The sequence below is a fragment of the Flavobacterium zhairuonense genome (assembly GCF_004352915.1).
GTDB classification, from domain to species: Bacteria; Bacteroidota; Bacteroidia; order Flavobacteriales; family Flavobacteriaceae; genus Flavobacterium; species Flavobacterium zhairuonense.
In genome coordinates, this window is the sequence record NZ_SJSY01000076.1 from 585194 (window position 1) to 605269 (window position 20076).

Annotated in this window: 20 protein-coding genes; 15 read left to right on the forward strand and 5 right to left on the reverse strand. The window is 33.0% G+C overall.

The window, feature by feature from the left end; all coding sequences use genetic code 11:
• Window positions 1–170: 170 nt before the first annotated feature.
• From EYY60_RS21510 to galA, 3 genes are all read right to left on the reverse strand, one after another.
• Window positions 171–578, reverse strand: coding sequence for a cupin domain-containing protein (locus tag EYY60_RS21510; protein WP_132991330.1), 408 nt, complete (start codon window positions 576–578; stop codon window positions 171–173).
• A 304-nt stretch (window positions 579–882) separates the two neighbouring features.
• On the reverse strand, window positions 883–1755 hold the full coding sequence (locus tag EYY60_RS21515) for a helix-turn-helix domain-containing protein (protein ID WP_132991331.1): 873 nt from the start codon (window positions 1753–1755) through the stop codon (window positions 883–885).
• Between the two features lie 202 nt (window positions 1756–1957).
• Window positions 1958–4774, reverse strand: coding sequence for a beta-galactosidase GalA (gene galA, locus EYY60_RS21520; protein WP_132991332.1), 2817 nt, complete (start codon window positions 4772–4774; stop codon window positions 1958–1960).
• A gap of 212 nt (window positions 4775–4986) precedes the next feature.
• Between galA and EYY60_RS21525 the strand changes: the two genes are divergently transcribed.
• The gene (locus EYY60_RS21525) at window positions 4987–5370 is read left to right on the forward strand and encodes a hypothetical protein (protein WP_132991333.1); all 384 of its coding nucleotides are present in this window, start codon (window positions 4987–4989) and stop codon (window positions 5368–5370) included.
• Between the two features lie 226 nt (window positions 5371–5596).
• Here EYY60_RS21525 and EYY60_RS21530 read toward each other — a convergent pair whose 3' ends face one another.
• Window positions 5597–6088, reverse strand: a complete 492-nt coding sequence (locus tag EYY60_RS21530) for a TlpA family protein disulfide reductase (RefSeq protein WP_132991334.1) — start codon at window positions 6086–6088, stop codon at window positions 5597–5599.
• A 115-nt stretch (window positions 6089–6203) separates the two neighbouring features.
• The gene (locus EYY60_RS21535) at window positions 6204–6887 is read right to left on the reverse strand and encodes a S24 family peptidase (protein WP_235832378.1); all 684 of its coding nucleotides are present in this window, start codon (window positions 6885–6887) and stop codon (window positions 6204–6206) included.
• 309 nt (window positions 6888–7196) lie between these two features.
• Between EYY60_RS21535 and EYY60_RS22350 the strand changes: the two genes are divergently transcribed.
• The 14 genes from EYY60_RS22350 to EYY60_RS21600 all read left to right on the forward strand — a co-directional run bounded on the left by EYY60_RS22350 (window position 7197) and on the right by EYY60_RS21600 (window position 20073).
• A complete protein-coding gene (locus EYY60_RS22350; RefSeq protein ID WP_162847919.1) occupies window positions 7197–7334 on the forward strand; it encodes a hypothetical protein in 138 nt (45 codons plus the stop codon).
• Window positions 7327–7605, forward strand: coding sequence for a hypothetical protein (locus EYY60_RS21540; protein WP_132991335.1), 279 nt, complete (start codon window positions 7327–7329; stop codon window positions 7603–7605). Before EYY60_RS22350 ends, EYY60_RS21540 begins: the two co-directional genes overlap by 8 nt.
• Window positions 7606–7615: 10 nt before the next feature.
• Complete coding sequence (locus tag EYY60_RS21545) at window positions 7616–8329, forward strand: DUF3164 family protein (protein ID WP_132991336.1); 714 nt, start codon at window positions 7616–7618, stop codon at window positions 8327–8329.
• 119 nt (window positions 8330–8448) lie between these two features.
• Window positions 8449–8649, forward strand: a complete 201-nt coding sequence (locus EYY60_RS21550; protein ID WP_132991337.1) for a hypothetical protein — start codon at window positions 8449–8451, stop codon at window positions 8647–8649.
• Window positions 8650–9056: 407 nt separating this feature from the next.
• Complete coding sequence (locus EYY60_RS21555; protein ID WP_035644718.1) at window positions 9057–9302, forward strand: hypothetical protein; 246 nt, start codon at window positions 9057–9059, stop codon at window positions 9300–9302.
• Window positions 9303–9621: 319 nt separating this feature from the next.
• Window positions 9622–9909, forward strand: a complete 288-nt coding sequence (locus EYY60_RS21560) for a methyl-accepting chemotaxis protein (RefSeq protein WP_132991338.1) — start codon at window positions 9622–9624, stop codon at window positions 9907–9909.
• The gene (locus EYY60_RS21565) at window positions 9906–10358 is read left to right on the forward strand and encodes a CHAP domain-containing protein (RefSeq protein ID WP_035644722.1); all 453 of its coding nucleotides are present in this window, start codon (window positions 9906–9908) and stop codon (window positions 10356–10358) included. The genes EYY60_RS21560 and EYY60_RS21565 overlap by 4 nt, the downstream gene beginning before the upstream one ends.
• A gap of 28 nt (window positions 10359–10386) precedes the next feature.
• Window positions 10387–10887, forward strand: coding sequence for a hypothetical protein (locus tag EYY60_RS21570; RefSeq protein ID WP_132991339.1), 501 nt, complete (start codon window positions 10387–10389; stop codon window positions 10885–10887).
• A gap of 220 nt (window positions 10888–11107) precedes the next feature.
• Entirely contained in the window at window positions 11108–13282 is a 2175-nt protein-coding gene (locus tag EYY60_RS21575) for a hypothetical protein (protein WP_132991340.1), read from the forward strand.
• On the forward strand, window positions 13282–16236 hold the full coding sequence (locus EYY60_RS21580) for a hypothetical protein (RefSeq protein WP_132991341.1): 2955 nt from the start codon (window positions 13282–13284) through the stop codon (window positions 16234–16236). Before EYY60_RS21575 ends, EYY60_RS21580 begins: the two co-directional genes overlap by 1 nt.
• A gap of 7 nt (window positions 16237–16243) precedes the next feature.
• On the forward strand, window positions 16244–16597 hold the full coding sequence (locus EYY60_RS21585; RefSeq protein ID WP_132991342.1) for a hypothetical protein: 354 nt from the start codon (window positions 16244–16246) through the stop codon (window positions 16595–16597).
• Between the two features lie 35 nt (window positions 16598–16632).
• On the forward strand, window positions 16633–17163 hold the full coding sequence (locus EYY60_RS21590) for a hypothetical protein (RefSeq protein ID WP_132991343.1): 531 nt from the start codon (window positions 16633–16635) through the stop codon (window positions 17161–17163).
• Between the two features lie 264 nt (window positions 17164–17427).
• Window positions 17428–19395, forward strand: a complete 1968-nt coding sequence (locus EYY60_RS21595; protein WP_132991344.1) for a hypothetical protein — start codon at window positions 17428–17430, stop codon at window positions 19393–19395.
• Between the two features lie 438 nt (window positions 19396–19833).
• Window positions 19834–20073, forward strand: coding sequence for a hypothetical protein (locus EYY60_RS21600; RefSeq protein WP_132991345.1), 240 nt, complete (start codon window positions 19834–19836; stop codon window positions 20071–20073).
• The last annotated feature ends 3 nt before the right edge of the window (window positions 20074–20076 follow it).

Here is a 20076-nt window from a genome sequence, read left to right on the forward strand (position 1 = left end):
AAAAATTGCACGCAGATTTAGCAGATTTAAACAGATTTATTCCTGTAAAAAATTGATAACATGAAAGTTACAAAAATATTCTTTCATTACTATTAAAATAAATCATTCCAAAATCTGCATAAAAAAACTTAGCATCTTAGCCTCTTAGAACCTTAGTATCTTAAAAAAAATCAAGCTCTTTGAAAAGAAAAATATTCTTCATCTGAGACTTTTTCAAGCCAAGTTCCAAAACCTTTATCAATTTCTGTGATAATGGCGATGTATGAGAATTTATTAAACGGAGTTGCGCCATACCAGTGTTCTACGCCTGGCAAGATCGTAACTACCTCATCTTTTTGAAGCATTCTGATTTCGCTTCCTCTTTCTTGATAATAACCAATTCCGTTTGTTGCAATCAATAATTGCAAACTTGCATTGCTGTGCCAATTGCTTCTTGCGCTTGGCTCAAATGAAACTTCTTTAATAGTCGTATTTTCGGGATGAATTTCACTGGTTTGTTTTTTATATGACACTTCACCTGTCATATAAGTATTTGGAACTCTTCCTTCTTCGGTCACTGTGGTGTATTGTGTCGACATAATTTAATTGTTTTTAGGTTAATAATTATTTTAAAAGTTATCGTGAACTATCTTTCGATAGCAAAATCAAAGTGCCTAACCTCTTTAAGAGAGATTTCAGATTTATTTATTCTTTAAAATTTTATATTATTTTATATCAAGCATTTAAAACTAAACCGTAAAGCTGGGACCTCGCCTTTATGAAGTATTCTTTAGTCTTTAAAAACCGATAAATGATTTGTTTATTAATCTGGGACAAATGTAGAACAATACTTAGGTCCAGAAATAACAATATTCAAACAAAAAATTATGAAAATGAAACAATTTACATTCTTAACGATTTTGGAACCGTTCCTGTAAGCCTTTTAAAATAATTATTAAAATAGCTCGGATATTCAAATCCTAATGAGTACCCAATATCTGAAATACTCCAATCAGTATGTTGCAAAAGTGCTTTTGCTTCGTTGATAATTCTTTCTGTAATATGCGAAGTAGTTGGCTTTCCTGTAACTTCTTTAACCGAGCGATTTAAGTGATTTACGTGTACAGCAAGGCTTTGTGCATAATCTTGAGGCGTTTTTAATAAAAGAGGCTGATCTTTTGTCTCAATTGGAAATTGTCTTTCTAATAATTCCAAAAACAGCGAAGTAATTCTAGAAGAAGCATTTTTTGGTTTAAAGAAATTTTCCGACGGTTGCATCTTCATTGATTCGTGCAAAATCAAATTGATATAATTGCGCATCAAATCATCTTTAAACGCATAATCCGTTTCATATTCCTGAATCATTTTTTGAAATAATGAATCTATAAAACCCTTTTGATCAGCTGTTAAAGAAAAGATTGGCGTTCCTCCTATTTTAAACAACGGCGATTCGTGAAGTGCTTCTGAACGTTCTTTTGATTTTAAGAATTCTTCTGTAAAAACACAGGCATATCCCTCATACGCTCCTGAAATGGTTTCCCATGAATATGGAATAATTGGATTACCGAAAAACAAAATCGTACCGTCTGTTTCTATTCCGCGGTCAGCATATTGTATGATACTTTTACTCGTATTTATGCAAATTTTATAAAAATCCCTGCGACTATAAACAGGAATCTTGCTTTGATCTCCATTTATTTGATAAACCTTAAAACCCTTCAGTTGTAAATCTGAAGTAAAATCGCAATTATTAATATTTTCTGTCTGATTATTCATTTTGCAAAGTTATGAAAATCAAACATTATTATTATGTTATTTTTTTGTTTCTCCCGAGGCTTCGGGATCAGGTTTCGAATTTAACCGCAAAGAACGCAAAGTTTTTTTTCTTGGGATTGTGAATATAAACGCAAAGTTCGCAAAGCTATACGAAAACTTTGCGAACCTTTGCGTAAATCTTAGCGTGCCTTGCGGTTAAAAACTAATTCTTTAAAATCACAGTTCGTAATCCTTTCGCGGAAGCGGATAAAATAACTTCTTTGGCATTATCCTCTTTTTGAATGATAATTTGAGCATATCCATTAAATAATTTTCTTTTCCAAGGTCCAGCCGGCGTCATAACCTGAATAACTCCGGGATCAGTGTTCATTACATCCCAGTCTTTTATTTTTTGGAGAGGTTTTGCTGAAATATTAATGAAATTTTTTCCTTCCCTTAAAATGTCTGCACTTAGAATATACTTTTGATGATCTTCTAAACTCGGCTCTACAACTGTTCCATTAATATAGACAACAGGCTCAACACCTATTTTTTTATAATAAAAAGTTACTATACTTGTCTTTAGGTCATTTTTCATATCAAATTCTCCGCGATACAAATATGATTCTGCCTGATTTTTATAATCCCGATCTTTAAAAGCCTCTTTCCACTGGTATTCTTTATCATCTAAATTTCGTGGCTGATCAACATGAAGCCCAATTCTTTCTTGGAAATTAGTTATAGAAACTAAAGCCACATCATCTATAAACTGATCATTTTCTAATGATGTTGGATTTCCATTTCCGACTCCTAAAATTTTTCCGCCTTTTACAGAAAAAGCAATTTCATCATTAGAAGTCGGAACATGCAAGCCATTTTTATCCGTAGTTTCAACCGTTATAACCGAAACATTCCCTTTCAAAACATTTTCTTTATCCAAAGACAATTTGATGTTTTCTGCTTTTCCAGTTGTTTTCTGAATATCCGTCAACACTTTTTTGCCATTTTTATATCCAATAGCTTCCAACGTTCCTGGCACATAATTTACTTTCCATTCTAAATGACTGTTTTTATCCATTTTCTTTTTTCCCAAACTTTTTTTGTTCAGAAAAAGTTCAACTTCATCGCAGTTAGAATACGCCCAAACATCAATTTCTTTTCCATCTAATCCAGCCCAGTTCCAATGTGGCAATAAATGCAAAACCGGCTCTGTACCCCACCAAGATTTTAAATAAAAAACATTGTCTTTCGGAAAACCGCAAACATCCATCATACCAAAATACGAAATCACTGATGGCCAACCATAAGGCGTTGGTTCTCCGCGGTAATCAAAACCTGTCCAAATAAACATCCCGGCCAAATAAGGCCTTTCAGCATAAAACTTCCAACCTTCTTCAATGCTATAAAAAGTCGGTCTAGGTTTTTGATCGTAGGCACTTTTATAATGCTTAGCATCATCTGTAAAATACACCCCTCGCGTGGTGAAAGTTGAACCTTCCTCCGTTCCCATTCCCGGCTGTTGTTTGAACTCATTTCTGTGCGCGTCAATATCTCCGTTTCCGAGATAATTGTAGCCCATAATCTCAACTACAGATGAAATGCCGCTTCTAAATCCGCTACTGATTCCAACCGTTACAGGTCTTGTGCTATCAATGCTTTTTGCAAAATCCTGCATCACATTTGTAATGCGTTCGCCCACAATATTGCCTTCTATATTCCATTCTTCATTTCCAACTGACCAACAAATAATACTTGGATGATTTCGGTCGCGCTTCATCATTCGTTCCAAATCATTCAAATGATAATCGTTTATTCCCATCAAACGAGTTTCATCAATCACAAGCATTCCTAATTCATCACAAGCTTTCAGTAATTCGGGAGTTGGCGGGTGATGCGAGCAACGATAAGCGTTTGCCCCCATTTCTTTCAGTTTTTTAATTCTGTAATACTGAATTTCATCAGGCAAAGCAGTTCCAATTCCAGCGTGATCTTGATGATTATTGGTTCCTTTTAATTTCAGCGATTTTTCGTTCAGGAAAAAGCCTTTTTCAGCATCAAATTTTATGGTTCTGATTCCAAAAGTCGTTTCATAACTGTCAATTGTTTTCCCATTTTGCTTTAATTCGGTAACCAAACGGTATAAATTTGGCGCGTCAATATCCCATAAAATCGGATTTTTGACATCTAATTTCGAAGCAAAACGTGCTGTTTTGTAAAATTCGGGAGCCAAAACATTTTCAGAAACTGATGAAATTTGTTTATTTGAAGCATCAAAAATTGTTTGAACCACTTCGATAGACCCCTTGTAATTTCCTTTATTTTCAATTGAAACTTCAGCTGTAATTGCTGCATCATTATTTTTTAATTCGGACCTTGCATAAGTCCCATTCAAAACAACATGAATAGGATTTGCTTTCTGCAGATAAACATGCCTGTAAATCCCTGCACCTTCATAAAACCAACCTTCTTCCATAGAAGCATCGGCACGCACGACGATTGTGTTTTCTCCGCCATAATTTACATAAGCCGTCACATCATATTCAAATCCGTTATACCCGCTTTCCTCCGTTCCGAGATAATAACCGTTAAAAAACACTTTTGAATTCCTGAAAACGCCGTCAAATTTCAAAGAAATAATCTTTCCCTTATCAGCATCCGAAATGTTGATTTTTTTTCTGTACCAGCCAATGCTTTTATCTGGAAAACCTTTGCCGGCTGTTTTGAATCCATGGCTAAAACTACCGCTTTCGCCAAAAGCTTGTTCGACCGCCCAATCGTGTGGCAAATCAAGTTTTCGCCAGGCACGATCATCAAAATCTTTAGCCGCTGGACCATCTCCAAAACCTGTTTTAGCCAAATAAGAAAAATACCCCATCGCATGGCTAAAATCTTTCTCGGTGTCAAATAAATGTCCGAAAGAAAAACGCCAATCCTTATCAATCAAAATCAAATCTCTATCTGATTTGCTTTGGGCGAAAGCCAAAAATGAAATCAAAAAAACAAAAACTGAAAAGGCTTTTTTAAGACAAGAATTTCTCATGAAAATAGTTTGAGGATAGTTAGAAAATATAAAATTAGGTTTTTGAAGGTATATTTTTTAATAGTATTTTATCAAAAACATAAACTATTATCCTTTTATACCCCATTAAAAATGACTATTAAAATTTAGAATCATTCTATTGGCTATACTTTCTAAAATAATTTTCTTTTGGTGTAATTTTATACTAAAATAAAAAAAAAACGAAGACTATTATGAGTGTTATTAAAGATGAAAAAAAGCTTCTGAGCGCCATTAAACGTATCGATGAGAAGATCGATAAGAATAATGACCAAAAGATTCTTGCCTTTTTTGAATCTCTTGGATTAACTGAAAGAGAAGATGTTCCTAAGAATTTTCTAGACTGGGAAACGATTCTTATTGTCGTTCCCGATCGGCATATTTCACATGAACTGAAATACTATAAATTCTCTATATCAAGGCTTTTCTTTGTAACCAATCCGTATGCCGATAAAATCCATATTTATGATTTTAACGAATGGAAAAATGTTACACGAAACAAATCGCAATTTCAAATTAGGGAAATGATGAAAACAAGCTTTGGTGGCGTCAGAAAGGCAAATACAGAAAACGAATAATTAAAAAAGTCCCAAAATTGGGACTTTTTTTTGTTTCAGGTTTTCTTTGTTTCAAGTTTCAGGTTGATTTGCTTTGTGAAGTTAACCGCAAAGAGCGCAAAGATTTACGCAAAGGTTCGCTAAGTTTTTTTTTGCTGACGAAATAATCTCGCAAAGTCGCAGAGTCGCAAAGTTTAATTCTCTTTGCGCTCTTTGCGGTTAAATATGAAACTTGTGAAACAAAAAACTACTTTGCCAACAAACCGTTAACCATATCTTCTAACGCTTTTCCGTGAATGTTTTTAGCCAAAATGATTCCGTTTTTGTCAATCAAAAAATTTAACGGAACAGATTGCAACATATACGCACTTACAACTGGCGAACTCCAGTATTTTAAGTCGCTTACGTTTGTCCAAGGCAGTTTTCCTTTTGCGATTGCGCCTGTCCATAATGGCTTTTTTGTATCCATTGAAACACCATAAATAAATAATTTTTCTGGATAAGCGTTATGCAGTTTTAATAAAACAGGTTGCTCTTTGATGCAAGGTCCGCACCACGAAGCCCAAAAGTCAACTAACACCAAAGCGCCTCTAAATGACGAAAGCGAAACGACATTCCCTTTTGTATCTGGAAGTTCAATTTCTGGAGCAATATCGCCAACGTCGACACCTACAACCTGTGCTTTTGAACTGGTTATTACACAACATAAGAATCCTATAACTAGTAAAGTTTTTTTCATAATTGATTAAGTTTATTTTGTTTTTTTGGGGCTGTTTGTCTGTAACAAATATAAATTTCTTTCATGAAATTTATCACATTTCACAAAGTACTTTATGTTTTTATTTGAATCATTCTTACATCATCGTATTAATACGAATACTTGCTTTTATAAGCGCCAAAGCTGATATTTTCGAAACATGAATATCTTTTGGCTGATGATGCGAATTCTGACTTACCAATTTCACATATTCCACACCTTGATCTGATTTCTGAACATATTTTACTGTAATATACTCTTCCCAATCATTCAGTTTTACACTTAGAAGATACATTTCGCCAAAAAAGATATTTTCAAATTCGGTTTCCTTATATAAAATAATATCTCCAGATTTCAATAGCGGATACATACTATCTCCCGTCACAGAAATTGCTCCATCGCATTTTGGAAGATTCGGAATTTTTATCGTGTCTAGAATTCTTTGTGGTTCACCACTACTAAACAACTCTCTTAAACCCGCTACTGCTTCCAAATCATACAACGGAATTTCTTGAGTAGCATGTAGTGAATCGGCAGTTTTTCTATCATTATTCATAATTACAATACTAGTATTTTCTTCCTTAATCATTGGCCCATTTCCTGTTAACAGCCACTCTGAATTTAGATCGGGATAGTAGTGTAATATTTTACACGCCTTATCTGTTCCCATATTACTACTATTATCTAAAAACTTGTTAGAAAAACCCAAATCATTACAGAACTTATACTTAGTAATCCCTTTATAATCAAGATATTCACGCACTCTTTCAGTTGATCCCATAAAAAGATGTATTATTTTACGTTAAAAATTTGTTTTAATGTATTATTTTACATTATATTTGCAAAGTAAAGAAAAATAAAATTGAAAAACAAGGGATTAAGCCATAAAATATTGGATAAAGATAAAATTAAACAATTCAAAATACTTTACAATTAACTGATTTTCAAATAATAAAACAACCAATAACACAAAATGAAAAATACTACCCTAAAACACAAAAAAGATGGTAAATACTACGAATTTTAAAAATAACATTATAAAAAACATGAAAAACAGGAAATATCACTAAAACTTTTAATGTAAATCGAAATGAAAAAAAATCAAATCAAAGAAAAAATTCAGGAATTAGAAAATTGGCTCATTGAGAATCCAAACAGTTCCGAAAGAAGTTTAATCGAATCTGATATCAAAAAATTAAAAAATCAATTAGAAAAAAATCATGAGTAACACACAAATCGAAGAACGTATTGCAACATTATATCTGGCACTTCAATATTGTTCTGAAAAAAAGAAAACTTTTACTGCCGGAGAAAGAATCTGCATCAACCAAGAACGTTTTCAATGGATGCACATTCTGGATGATAAAACTGCCACTCCCCGCCCCGTTTCTGCAAGTATTGAAAACAAATTGAAAGAAGTTACAAAACTCGCGTTTCAAAATAATTTTAAACCCTATTACGGAGATCCATTTAAAGAAGAAATTTTATTAACCGCTTAAAAAACAATATATGAATACTTCAACAGCAAACAATTACAAAGCGATGGACTTATCTCAATTTTCTGCTCAACAATTAAAAGAAGCTTTAAATAAAATTGAAAACAAAAAATTGGAAGAAAGAGATGCTTATAAAAAATTAGTAGCCGAAACGATTCCGAAAGCGCTTTCAAGACTACACGAAACATCTGAAATGATGAGAAATGCCAAAACTGAAACTTTCCAGTTATTTGAAACCATTTTGGATTTAAAAAATCAAGTTTATGGTTTTAAAGAAAAACAAATGTCGCATACATTTTCAAATGACAAAGAAGAAATTACAATTGGATATCGCATTAACGAAGGTTGGGACGACACCGTAACAATTGGAATTGAAAAAGTACAGAATTATATTTCGTCGCTTTCTACAAGCAAAGAGACAGCTTCGTTAGTTAAAATTGTTTTCAATCTTTTAAAAAAGGATGCAAAAGGAAACCTAAAAGGTTCCAGAGTTTTAGAACTTCAAAAACTGACAAAGGAATTCAACAACGAAGAGTTTACAGATGGTGTTGAAATTATTGCTTCTTCGTTTAAACCTGTACGTTCGAGCTGGTTTATTGAAGCATGTAGAATTGATGAAAATGGCGTAAGAACCAATATTCCGTTGTCGATATCTTCTGTTGATTTTTTACAAGGATATGCTTTTAATTTCTTTAACCAACAAAACAAACAAAATCATGCAGCTTAGTACCATCCATTTATCGTTGCTTTTAGCTTTTCTATTGATTGCAACCAATTTGAAACCAATATTTTTATTTAGAGAATGGTTTTATTTCAAATTAAAAACAACTTTTAAACAATACCTAAATGAGCGTAAAAATAAAGCCAATTACAGATCATGAAAGCTATAAAGTAAACGAACATATTATCTTTAAAGACGGACTTGGAAACTGGAATTGCAGTAATGACTTATCCCAGAAAGAGCGTCTTGCTTTTAATCAGTACGAAAGCATTGTGATTAAAAATCCGAGATTCAAAAAACATACAACAGCCACTTACAAAGGCTAAAAGACCTTCTAACTTGTAGCCTTCAAAAATACAAGTAAAAAAAAATGGTTCCTGATTCTTCTTCTTTCTGAAGAGAACCAGGAACCGGCAAAACGGGCGATTTCTGCCCTAATAAAATAACAGCCAAAACGCATTCTTTCTATTGGAATCCAAGCCTTAAAAGGTTTTGGAAACAGGATTGTCATGCGGAGTTTGCAGACTTAAATTGCTAAATAAAATCTTTAACAATTACAACCTCAGAACGAGGCTCAATATAAAATGGCATTAAGGAGTAAAACCTTTTATTTAAAATGATTAAATGGTTTTGGCTGTCTTAAATATGATGTCCTTTTATTCAAATTATTAACTCTTTTAAACTTCGTTCTTAAAACTTTTCTTTTTTCTTATCATTCAAAATATTATCTCTCATGCCTATATCATCAAACAGAAGTCTCGGAATTCAAAAAAATAAATTAATGCGTTACAAACTCATTAAAGAACTGTATCAAAAGCACAAAACGGAAGACATTCCGACTACCGTTGTGTGGCGTAAATACGTCTATCCGGTTTACCCGATTTCGAGAACTACTTTGTATGAAATTCTCTGTACACCTATCACATCTGAACTAAAAAAAATCGAAGAACTTATGAGCAATCAACAAAGGCCTTCTTAATTCATATAAAAGAAAAAATCATTCTTTTTAAATCTTCAAAAACATCCTTTTTGTGATGCAAAGATGAAGCATTTACTTCATCTAAAACGACTTCTGTTCGCTTTCCTTACAACTCTGTAAAGCCCTAGAATACAAATGTTCGCAGACCTTGCATTCATTTTTTTTAGGGCTTTTTTCACCCAATATTTGCAATCTCAAAAGGAAACAACTATACCTCGAAACCGAAAAAAAACGGGTTTCACTTCCTTCAAAAAAACAACATTCAGGTTGTCTTTTCAAAAACAATTTTAAACCTAACATTCAACATTAAACACATTCAATGGAGCAGTTTTTATACCCCACTCTCACCGCATTCTTTGCCGGTTTTATCACTTGGTTTTTCTCAATGCGAAAATCACTTGCTGAAGACCGCGCGGCCGAACTTGACAATGCGGTAAGCGCCGTAAAATATTACCGTGATCTTCTGGACGACATTACCGCCAGACTTACTGCGGCAACAGAAACGATCAAAAAAATGGAAATACAGCATAAAGAACTCATGCTGATCAACCAGCAATTGGTTGACGAATTACAAAAATTTAAACAATTAAACGGAAAAAGCTCATGACACTAGCTCAAAAAACGATCGAAATCGCAACGGCACAAATTGGTGTCGAGGAAATTCCAAGAAACAGCAACTCAGGTCCCGAAGTTGAAATTTATTTAAGAAGTGTCGGACTTGGAAAAGGATATGCCTGGTGCATGGCTTTTGTTTACTGGTGCACACAGAATGCTTCACAGCAAATGAATGCTAAAAATCCTTTAAAGAAAACCGGCGGTGTTCTAGACCAATACAATTCAAGACCACTTTTGGCAAAGAAGACACCTCAACCCGGAGATGTTTTTATTCTGGACTTCAATAACGGTACAGGCCACGCCGGATTTGTGGAGAAAATTGCTGGAAATACGATTTATACTATTGAAGGAAACACCAATGATTCTGGCGGACGCGAAGGCTATAAAGTTGCCAGAAGAAAACGTGATATAAAAAGCGTGAAAAGCTTTTTACGACTGTAAAACAAAAACTTATAAACCAATTTTAATTATGACTAAAAAACTAAAATATCTTGTTTTTTCTCTTTTCATTATCCTGATCATGATTTCATGCCGAAGTCCGAAACCGGTGCAAAATGAAAACAAAATTCAGACCATAACTATTACCGAAACTTTACACGATACAATCTTTAAAATTGCAAAAGACAGCAGTTCCTACCATGCATTATTAGAATGTCTTAACGGAAAAGTAATTCTTAAAAATGTTATTCAGGCCGAACCAGGGCGTACATTAAAAAGCCCAAAGGTTCGACTTGATAACAATAAACTCCAAGTCGACTGCAACCTGAAAGAACAGGAACTCTACGCCCATTGGAAATCGAAACAGGTTAAAGATGTCCAAGAGAAAACGATCACGATTACCAAGTTTGTCAACTATCTTACTTTTTGGCAGAAAGTTCAGATTTGGCTGGGAAGATTGCTACTTCTTATTCTACTTTTTTTGATTGGAAGATTCCTCTACAAAATCTATAAACCGCTCTGGTTTAACTAAAAACTTCCATTTCTAATTCCGCACTGGAAATAAATTAAAAATTTTTAACACATAGAAACATAGTTTCTCTAAATAAATTAAAGAATACTAAAGAGAAATATATTCCTCCCACATAGCTAATGATTACTAAAGACAAGTGAAACGCCTTTTTAGATCACTCTGAATCTATGTGTCTATGTGTTGAACAAATTATACCCAACGAACAAATAATACTTAAAATATGTCCGCAAAATCCCATTTTTTTATAGAGTCGGGAGGTTTTCCCGCGCAGTTGTCAGACCAAGGTTTTGGACCTCAATCTGAAACTGTTTTCAACCTGACTTCTAGATTTTCTTTAGGCACTCCCAAAAAGGCCTATTCTATTTGCAAAGGAATTGTTTTGGTTCAACCTCAAACCGGTAATCCGGATAAAGTGAATCTAATTCTTCGTCCTTACAATCAGCCTTTTCCTGGATTAAATATCAAATATTTTGTTTACAGAGGTTTACAGAAAAGTGATTTTTTTACTAATGATTCAGATCCTTTAGTTATTAAGAATGAAGGATCGTATTCAGATTTCATCGACAAAATAAACATCGATTTTAAAGCTTTTCATGAAGGACGTGTAGAAAAAGACGGCGAAACTGTCACGCCTATTCCTGTTCCTGCTTTCACAGCTAAATTTATTGGTTATGATAAAGATCTAACTGATACAACAATCTCAATTTCTGACTTCTTTTTTAAGGAATCGAAATTTGTCGCGACTGGCGATACTTTCGATGAAAAAGACGATTTCGAATTGCCTCTAATCGATATTGGAAAATCATTAGGAAATTTTGCTGAAGGCGAATGCGGAATTGATGTTGTTCTAAATTACGGCGATTACAAACATGATTTTGACAATTCAGAGTTTGCTTTTGATTTAGAATATGCCCGCAAACCTTTTGCAGAAATTGCAGTAAATGGCGAAACTGATTTCATTAAGAAATTGCAGCGTGAGCAAAGCACCCAATTTATTGATATTGCTGCTTTTTATGGTTTGCATGTTGAAAATGGAGTTGTTACGGCAACTGCTTCTGGTGTGAAAACTGAGAAAAAAGGAAACGCAATTTTCAGTGATTTGCTAAATAATTTCTGGACCAAAAACAATTGGTACATCTACATTCAAAGCGACCGTACACGCAGTTATGATTTTTATGGAAACTATAAAATTGGTGAAGGAGCTGAAAACCTAAAAACAGGATTGTTGATAGATACGTCTACAAATGAAGTTCCCATGACTGCTGTTACGTACGGCACTTCTGGATGGCCAGTTTTGGTTAATACGCAAGAACAAGCCAATACAATTACTACCAATAACTTGTACCTACAATTTCCAACAGACAACAATAACAACACCGCTTTTTACGGACAACTTGCCAAAGTTGCCAATGCCCAAAAAGACAATTTTATTAATGCCGATGGCTTACGATTGCCTCCTGATGAAGAAGGAAATTACAGTACGTTGACCTCAACAGTGCAATTGACAACTCCAGCTGTGGCAGGCGAAAATATTGCTGCATTAAGTCTTTTAATTTATCAGGGGAAAATTAATACTTATGAAATTCGTGCCGAAGAAGACGAAAACGGAGATCCTATAGCCTTAAATGGTGTTGCAAACTTTTTTGATGATGTTTTTAATTTAATAAAAGCCAGTCCATTATTGAATTTAGGCAGTGATAACAGTTACTCCAGAATGACTTCTGAAAAACTGAATCTTATCAATGAGTTTTATGATAAAAAACAGCAGGGAATTTCAATTATTCAAACGCTTACAGTAAACGATGTTATTGAAACCGGAATTGAAGAAACACCAACTCTTGCCCGTGTGACTTATCTAACAGAAGCTGTTGATGTTATGAATAATGCCGTTTCTGCCACCGGAAGCACAACGTCAACAACTAATACATCTGCTTCAGCAAGTGGCGCAGTTGGCAATAGCAAAACGTACCAGTTACCTGATCCTTACTATTACAATTTAAAGATGTTTACGGACAGTACTGAAACTATTACTGGATTGGAACTTAAAACTTTAGATGGCTCTACTCCAAATAAAATTATTTTGGGATTGACTAAAGCTGAAAATGACTCTATACAAGGTTTGATTACGAATGAAACGAAAAATCCTCGATTGTTTTTGATTGATCTTTTTGAGGATGGGAATGAGTTAATTTCTCCTGAGGATATTAAATATCAGAAATTCAGAATTGGAGTTGTGATTGAAAATGCTGATGGCAATAATAAACTCAAAGAACCTGACAATCCTGTTTTTGTTTATTCACTTGATAAGAGATATCATTTTAGTAAAGGGTATAGTGATTATGTTAAAGAGGATTTGAGAAAAGAATTAATGTTAGATTTAGACCTATCAATATAATGGAACAGGCAGCAATATTAAAATCAGGGGAAGTTGTCAAATTAACTGGACTAATTAACCCAAAATATACTATATACGGTTTTTTAAATTCGTTTGAAGTAGTCATTAATGGAGTAACTAAAATATATAAAGAAACACTAAAAGAGGATTTTAGAGATGATGATCTTTTTGGACAAATAGATAAAGATGTAATTGGTGGATTTTATGAACAAGATTTTTTTCTAGAATATCTTACAGATAAAAATAAGCTTAACCAATTAAAAGATCATAAATATCCTTTTAAATCAGCATCTGTTAATGATGAAATAATTGTAAAAAAATTAAAAGTTTTAAGTCCATATACTGATTTCTGTAAAATTGAAACTTATAAGTGGACTTATCAACCAAATATTCCAATCGTAGATTACGGAACTTGGCAAATTAAAATCCCAAATGGAGTTTTTCCAAATCCTCCAGAAGGAGTAAATACTCAATTGAACCCAACAGCCATGCAGTTTTATAGTCACAAAATTGGATTATTTGTAACTCCACTTACAGATCAAAATGATAAACAAGCAAAAGCTTTTTTATTTGCTAAAATTGGTATTCTAATAAACTCAATAGAAAGAATATTTAATTTAATAGAATTAGATACTAATAGTGATTTTGGTCAATATATTAATAGCCAAAAATCTGAATGGAGCACACAACCCATTTTTACAAATCCAACTGTTGCTGTTTTAGAAGACTATATGAGAATTTTAACTAATTTCTACAACAGTTTCTATATTAATCAAATTCTAATTAAAAAAGCTCCCAATAAAGAAAAATTTTATTGGCTAGCACGATGTTTGTCAGCAGAAGCTTTGTCTATGGTTCCAACAAATGACAAAATTGAATTATTAAAAAATATAAGTGGCTTTAGTCATTATTTGACAGAAAGCAATAATGGAGAACAATTAGCTTTAAAGATTATAGAATCTTTTACTTTTAATTCTGTAACTGCGGCAGAGAGAAATGATTTGCTTTACGCATTAATGCAAATACAAGTTTATCAAGTACCAAATTCTTACAAAAAAACAAAAACATTTGATACTAAACAAACTCTTTTTGAAATATTATATTCAAAAATTGACGATGATAGAATCAGTAGATACACTGTTGGTCCACTAGAATATATTGCTGGTTTTCTAAAAACTAACGACAACAGGAAAAAATTTATCCTATTATTGTATAAAATATGGAAATCTTCAATGTACAATCCAAAATATGCTGATCCATCTTATTCATCACCAGCAAATATTTTCGGAATATACCCTGAGTCTTATTATATGAAATTAATTCCTGAAAATGATAATTCAAGTTCTTCATCTGCATTCTATAATCCAGAAACTTCTCCTGCAATATTAGTGTACAATGCCTCAACTAGTAGTTCTACAGATCATTATATGAGAACAACCGGTGTAGAATATATATTGGGTGATCTTGAAGGGAAAAAAATAAAAATACATCAAAAGCAAACGACTTCAATTATAGAAAATTCTTCAAAGGAAAATAATCAACACATTAGTACTTTTACTTCATTATATGGTACATATGACCTGTATCAGCCTATCTCCATTATAGGTTTTAGACCTGATTTAGATTTGGTAGAAACTTTTGAAGATCCAGAAACTGGTGTTAACCTAAATGATCCTTTCCCTAATATTCCTGTATTCTTCTTATACTATATGCAAGATTATAGCGACTTAAAGAAACTAGATTTTGGTATTGTTCTAGTAGCCGAAGTTGCTTTAAATTTAACCGGCGTTGGTGCATTAAATGATTTGAAATATCTTGGCTATCTATCTAAAGCAAGATCTGTTTGGACAGGAACTGCAACAGCATCAGAAACTGTATTATTTTGGAAAGCAGTAGAAGGAGTCAACGCAACCGTACAATTTACAGCCGATAATTTATCAGCCATTAATAATTATTCCAACAACACAACTACCGATCCTGATATAAAAGAATTCACTAATAAAGTAAGTGTCTTATTTGACATACTTACAATTGTATCTTTAGGTACTGATCCTATTATGAAAAAAAAACTTACCAATGCTGCAGCAGAAGTAGTTGCACAAGAGGCTAAGTTAATAACGCGAGGTAAGAGCCATGGATTAAGTACTGACACAATGAATGCAATTAAATCAATCTGTGATGTAGAAACTTTGACAGATTTAATGGATTTAAAAATAAACAACTTACCAACTTATGCAAATGACAACATTTTAGTAAAATATAGTACTTTTACAAAAGAAGAAAAATATGATTTTTTTACCAGTTTTTACAATATTAATAAAGAGGCTGACTGGACCAAAATGAATATTCAGCATACAAGAATATTAAATGGCGCTCCTAAGCAGTATACTCTGGTAGATATCTGGAGAAATGAAATTAAATACTTAAAAAATCAAAGGACTATTGAGGTTTTAGAAGGATTCCATATTATAATAAATAATAGTAAATTATTAGAACATATTCATAAAGGCCATGGAGGACTTAGTTCTGGAAAGCCTTGGGCAACTGGGGCGCACAACTTAGATTTACTAGATGGAGTTCGATGGAGGTGGGCAGATGAATCTCTAGTTTTAACTGATTCCAAAGGATACAAGTACGGTAAAATACAACGAAATATGTCAGATATGGGATGGACAGGTGGCAGACCTCCTACTCCTTGGAAAACTAAAACAGATGAAACAACATTTTGGAAAAAATACAGTAATGATCCTTCTGAAAATATTCAGCGTATAAATGAAGAAATGTCTTTAGCATTTGCAAATAAAAAGTTTACTCGATTTCAATATAATCGGGATGGTATAACTATTAAATCAGATATTTTTCATGGTTTTGCAAGTGATGGAAAAGAAATTGAAATAGTCTTAAAACATGGAACAAATCAAATAATTAGTATATATCCAACTTTTACAAAATAATATAATTATGAATGCATTAGAACAAAAAAAAATAAAATTTATAAATAGAATAGTTGATGATAAAGTTTATAAAATTGCTACTGGTGGTATTGGACATATCCAATCAATAACAAGCATTGATACATTAAACAATTTCATCAACATGACAAATGCAACAATTAATGGTAATTTCAGTTCTATTGATGATCCTGATGTAAGTAGCAACTATGAAGTTGCATTTATTACTCCAAATGGAGTTGAAATATTGGATGAAAATGTTGAAAATGTTATTGATATAATTCCTTTACAAGAATTTAAAGAAATATTAATTGGTTGGAGAGATTTTTTATTGACCCCTCCATTAAATGGAACTAAAGTTTAATATGTCCCACAAAAGATTATAAAAAAATGACAAGAATGGATAACGAAAAAATTATAGAAGTTATTATTGAAAAAATAAATGATGGTTATGATGATTATGAAATCGAAAAGTTTTTAGAGCGACAAGAAATCAATTTAGATAAATTTGATAAACAACTCGATGAGGCTAAAAATAAAATCTTAGATTATAAACTAAAAACTTATCCTAAACAAAATAAACTAGCATTCATCGCTTCATTATCTTTATTTGTAGCGTTCTTACTTTTTTTCCTGATTGGCATACCTTTACTAAATGTCACTAATGGAATAATTCCCCTTTCAATATTGGGAGCATTTGCTATCAGTTTATCTGGATTTTACTCTATAATATATTACAAAAGCTGGAAAATCGATTTTATAGAAAAGATAGGGAAACCTAAATTAAATCTACAAACCTATATTTTAGTTTCTAGCTTGCCAACTGTTTTTTTATTTTTCATAATCTCTTGGAACTTTTTAGAAGGTCCCGGGCATAATCTTTATAAATTAAGCATAACTTCTAAATTATTTAAATCACTCTTTCCATAAATATTTTCCTCCGCTGGCGCGAGCGTCCCGCTCGTGAACGCAAAGTTCTTCTAAAATAAGAAAAGCATAAAAAACAACTCAAAGACAAAAAATCATTGAGTTGTTTTAAATCTAAAATTTCTCCCAAGAGAAAGACATTCAATAAAACTCAAAAATCTTATCAAAAGCCCAATTTGGAAACTAAAACTTATAGTTTCCCTACTCTCTTATTGGCTTTTTTTTAAACTACACTTCTACCCTTTAAACCCAACAATCAATTAAAAAATGAGTACAGAACACAACAGAATAAAAGTGGCTGATTTAGAAATAAATCAGCGAGACAAAATTCTAATCACTAATGCAAATGGTGAATTAGAATTTCAAGATATAAAAAATATCAAATCAGAAAATTATAATGCGCTGGATTATACAACTGAAGGAAAAGCATTAGACGCCAGACAAGGAAAGGTTTTAAAAGACCTTATTGACACTAAAAGCGAAGACAAATCAAACAAAACAGATGATATTGAAGCCAATAAAGCATCTTCTGTAAAATATACTTCGGCTAAAAGTGTAGTTGACTGGTTTAAAAGTTTTTTGTTCCCAAATGTATCGTCAAAAACAACAACATTCATCGATACCGATTTAATTTTAACTGGCGACAGTGAAGATTCATTTAAAACCAAAACTGGAACTTTTGCACAATTAAAAGCGAATTTAAAATCATACTATGATGTCATTTACCAATCTTCTTTAGTCTCGGGATCAAATATTAAAACAGTAAATGGAACTTCTATACTAGGCAGCGGAAATATAGCAACGCCTGACATGAATACGACAACTGCTCAAACAGTTTCAGGTGTTAAAACTTTCTTGAACTTAATGTTAGGTTTACGAAACGCTGCAAATACTTTTACCTCATTTATTACAAACGCTGCAACAGCATCACGAACCTGGACTTTTCCTGATAAAAGCGGGACTGTTGCAATGACTTCGGATTTGCCAACAAATGTTCTTAATACAGGAACGACAAATAGAATAGTTAAATACCTTGACTCTACTCATGGTGCTAATAGTAGGATTGAAGATACTGGAAGATATTTAGGCATAGAAACGCTAAATAACCCTACAAAAGATATTACATTAGGTTATCAAGAAGATAGAGAAATAGGTGTTGAACAATCAAACTCAAGTGTTAAAGGACGAGATTTTACTTCTTCAGCAGGACGTACTGTCAACTTTGACTTAAGCTCAAATTTTGTTCCTTTAAATATTGGAGTACAATTATGGAGAGGTATGGCATCATCTCCTAATGGTGATGTTTATGCTTGTGTATATACAGGTGATATTTACAAGCAATCTGGAAGCCTTGGTAATTTTACAGCACAAGGAATAACTCAAAGATTGTATGTAAATATGGGAGGATATACTTCAAATATTTATGCTGCCGCCTTAAATAATGTTTATAAAAGAACTAATGGAGCAAGTGATTTTAATGCTTATGGGCCTGGAGCTGGCCAAGCATGGGGATGTACGCAGTCTAGTGCAAATAATGATGTTTATTATGCTGAAAAAGGAGGAGGTATCTATAAACAAACTGGAGGATCTGGATCTTTTGTATCAACCGGCGCTCCAAACTTAAATTGGCAAGGAATGTGTTCAAATATGGCAGGAGATATATACGCTTGCGCAAGTGGTGGTGATATTTATAAACAGGCTGGAGGAAGTGGTTCTTTTTTAGGATTAGGACAAACCTCAAGAAACTGGCACTCAATTGCAGTTTCCCCAATAAATGGAGATGTTTATGCTTGCGTAGATGGTGGTGACATCTACAGACAATTAGGAGGTAATGGCCCTTTTGTATCGTTGAATCAAGGAACTAGAGCGTGGCGAGGAATAACTGTAAATTCGATTGGAAATGTCTATGCTTGCGTTTATCAAGGTGACATTTGGATGCTAAACACTCAGAGCTTGGGTACTCCAAATCTAGATGGAGGAACTCATAAAACAAAATCAGGAACTGGAAAAGGCACAGGAAAAAGCCGAATAGAATTTTACACAGGACAAAAAACAATTTCAGGAACAGATATGCAAGTTGAAACAATGCGAGTTTATCTTGACGAAAATGGATCTTTCGTATACCTCACACCTCCAAGTTATGCAAATGATGCAGACGCAGATGCAGATGCAAACCTTCCTTCAAAAGCATTCTATAAAATAACTGGTAATCGTACGCTTTTTCAAAAGCCTTAGATATCTCAAAACAAAAGCTCCCAAATCAATTTGGCTTTTTCTAAAGTCATACCTACCTCTTACCCTTCATTCTACAAACTGTAAAATGAAACCCCTATTGTGACGCCACTAACACAATTTTTAAACAACAATTTTTTAGGTCATTTCTAATATCAACCTAAAATAATTACGGTTACCCCTTAAAATAACTGAATACAAGCCCGTAAATTTTATAAACCCGTAAATAATTAATTAAAAATGAGTACAAATCACAACAGAATCAGAGTAGCAGACTAAGAAACAAATGAGCCAAACAAAATTTTAAAAACGAATCAGAAAGGTGAATTAGAGTTTAGCGATCTTGAAAATCAGCAAACTAGTAGTGGTTATAAAATATTCACCGCAATACTAAATCAAACAGGAACTAAGCCTCCTATTGCTACTATATTAGAGAACACCATGGGCGACAATATTGTTTTCGAATATACTTCTAGAGGTACGTACACAGGTACATTAACTAATGCATTTCCAGAAGGAAAAACATTTTTCATCACCACTGCCCCAAATGCTCCAGGAAGCGGAAACATTTTTTATATAGGAAGAGTTGACAATAATACTATTGCCCTATCTTTTAGAAAAAGTATGACCGCTTTTGATGAAATCGCAAATGCAATGATGGAAATACGAGTATATCAATAACAA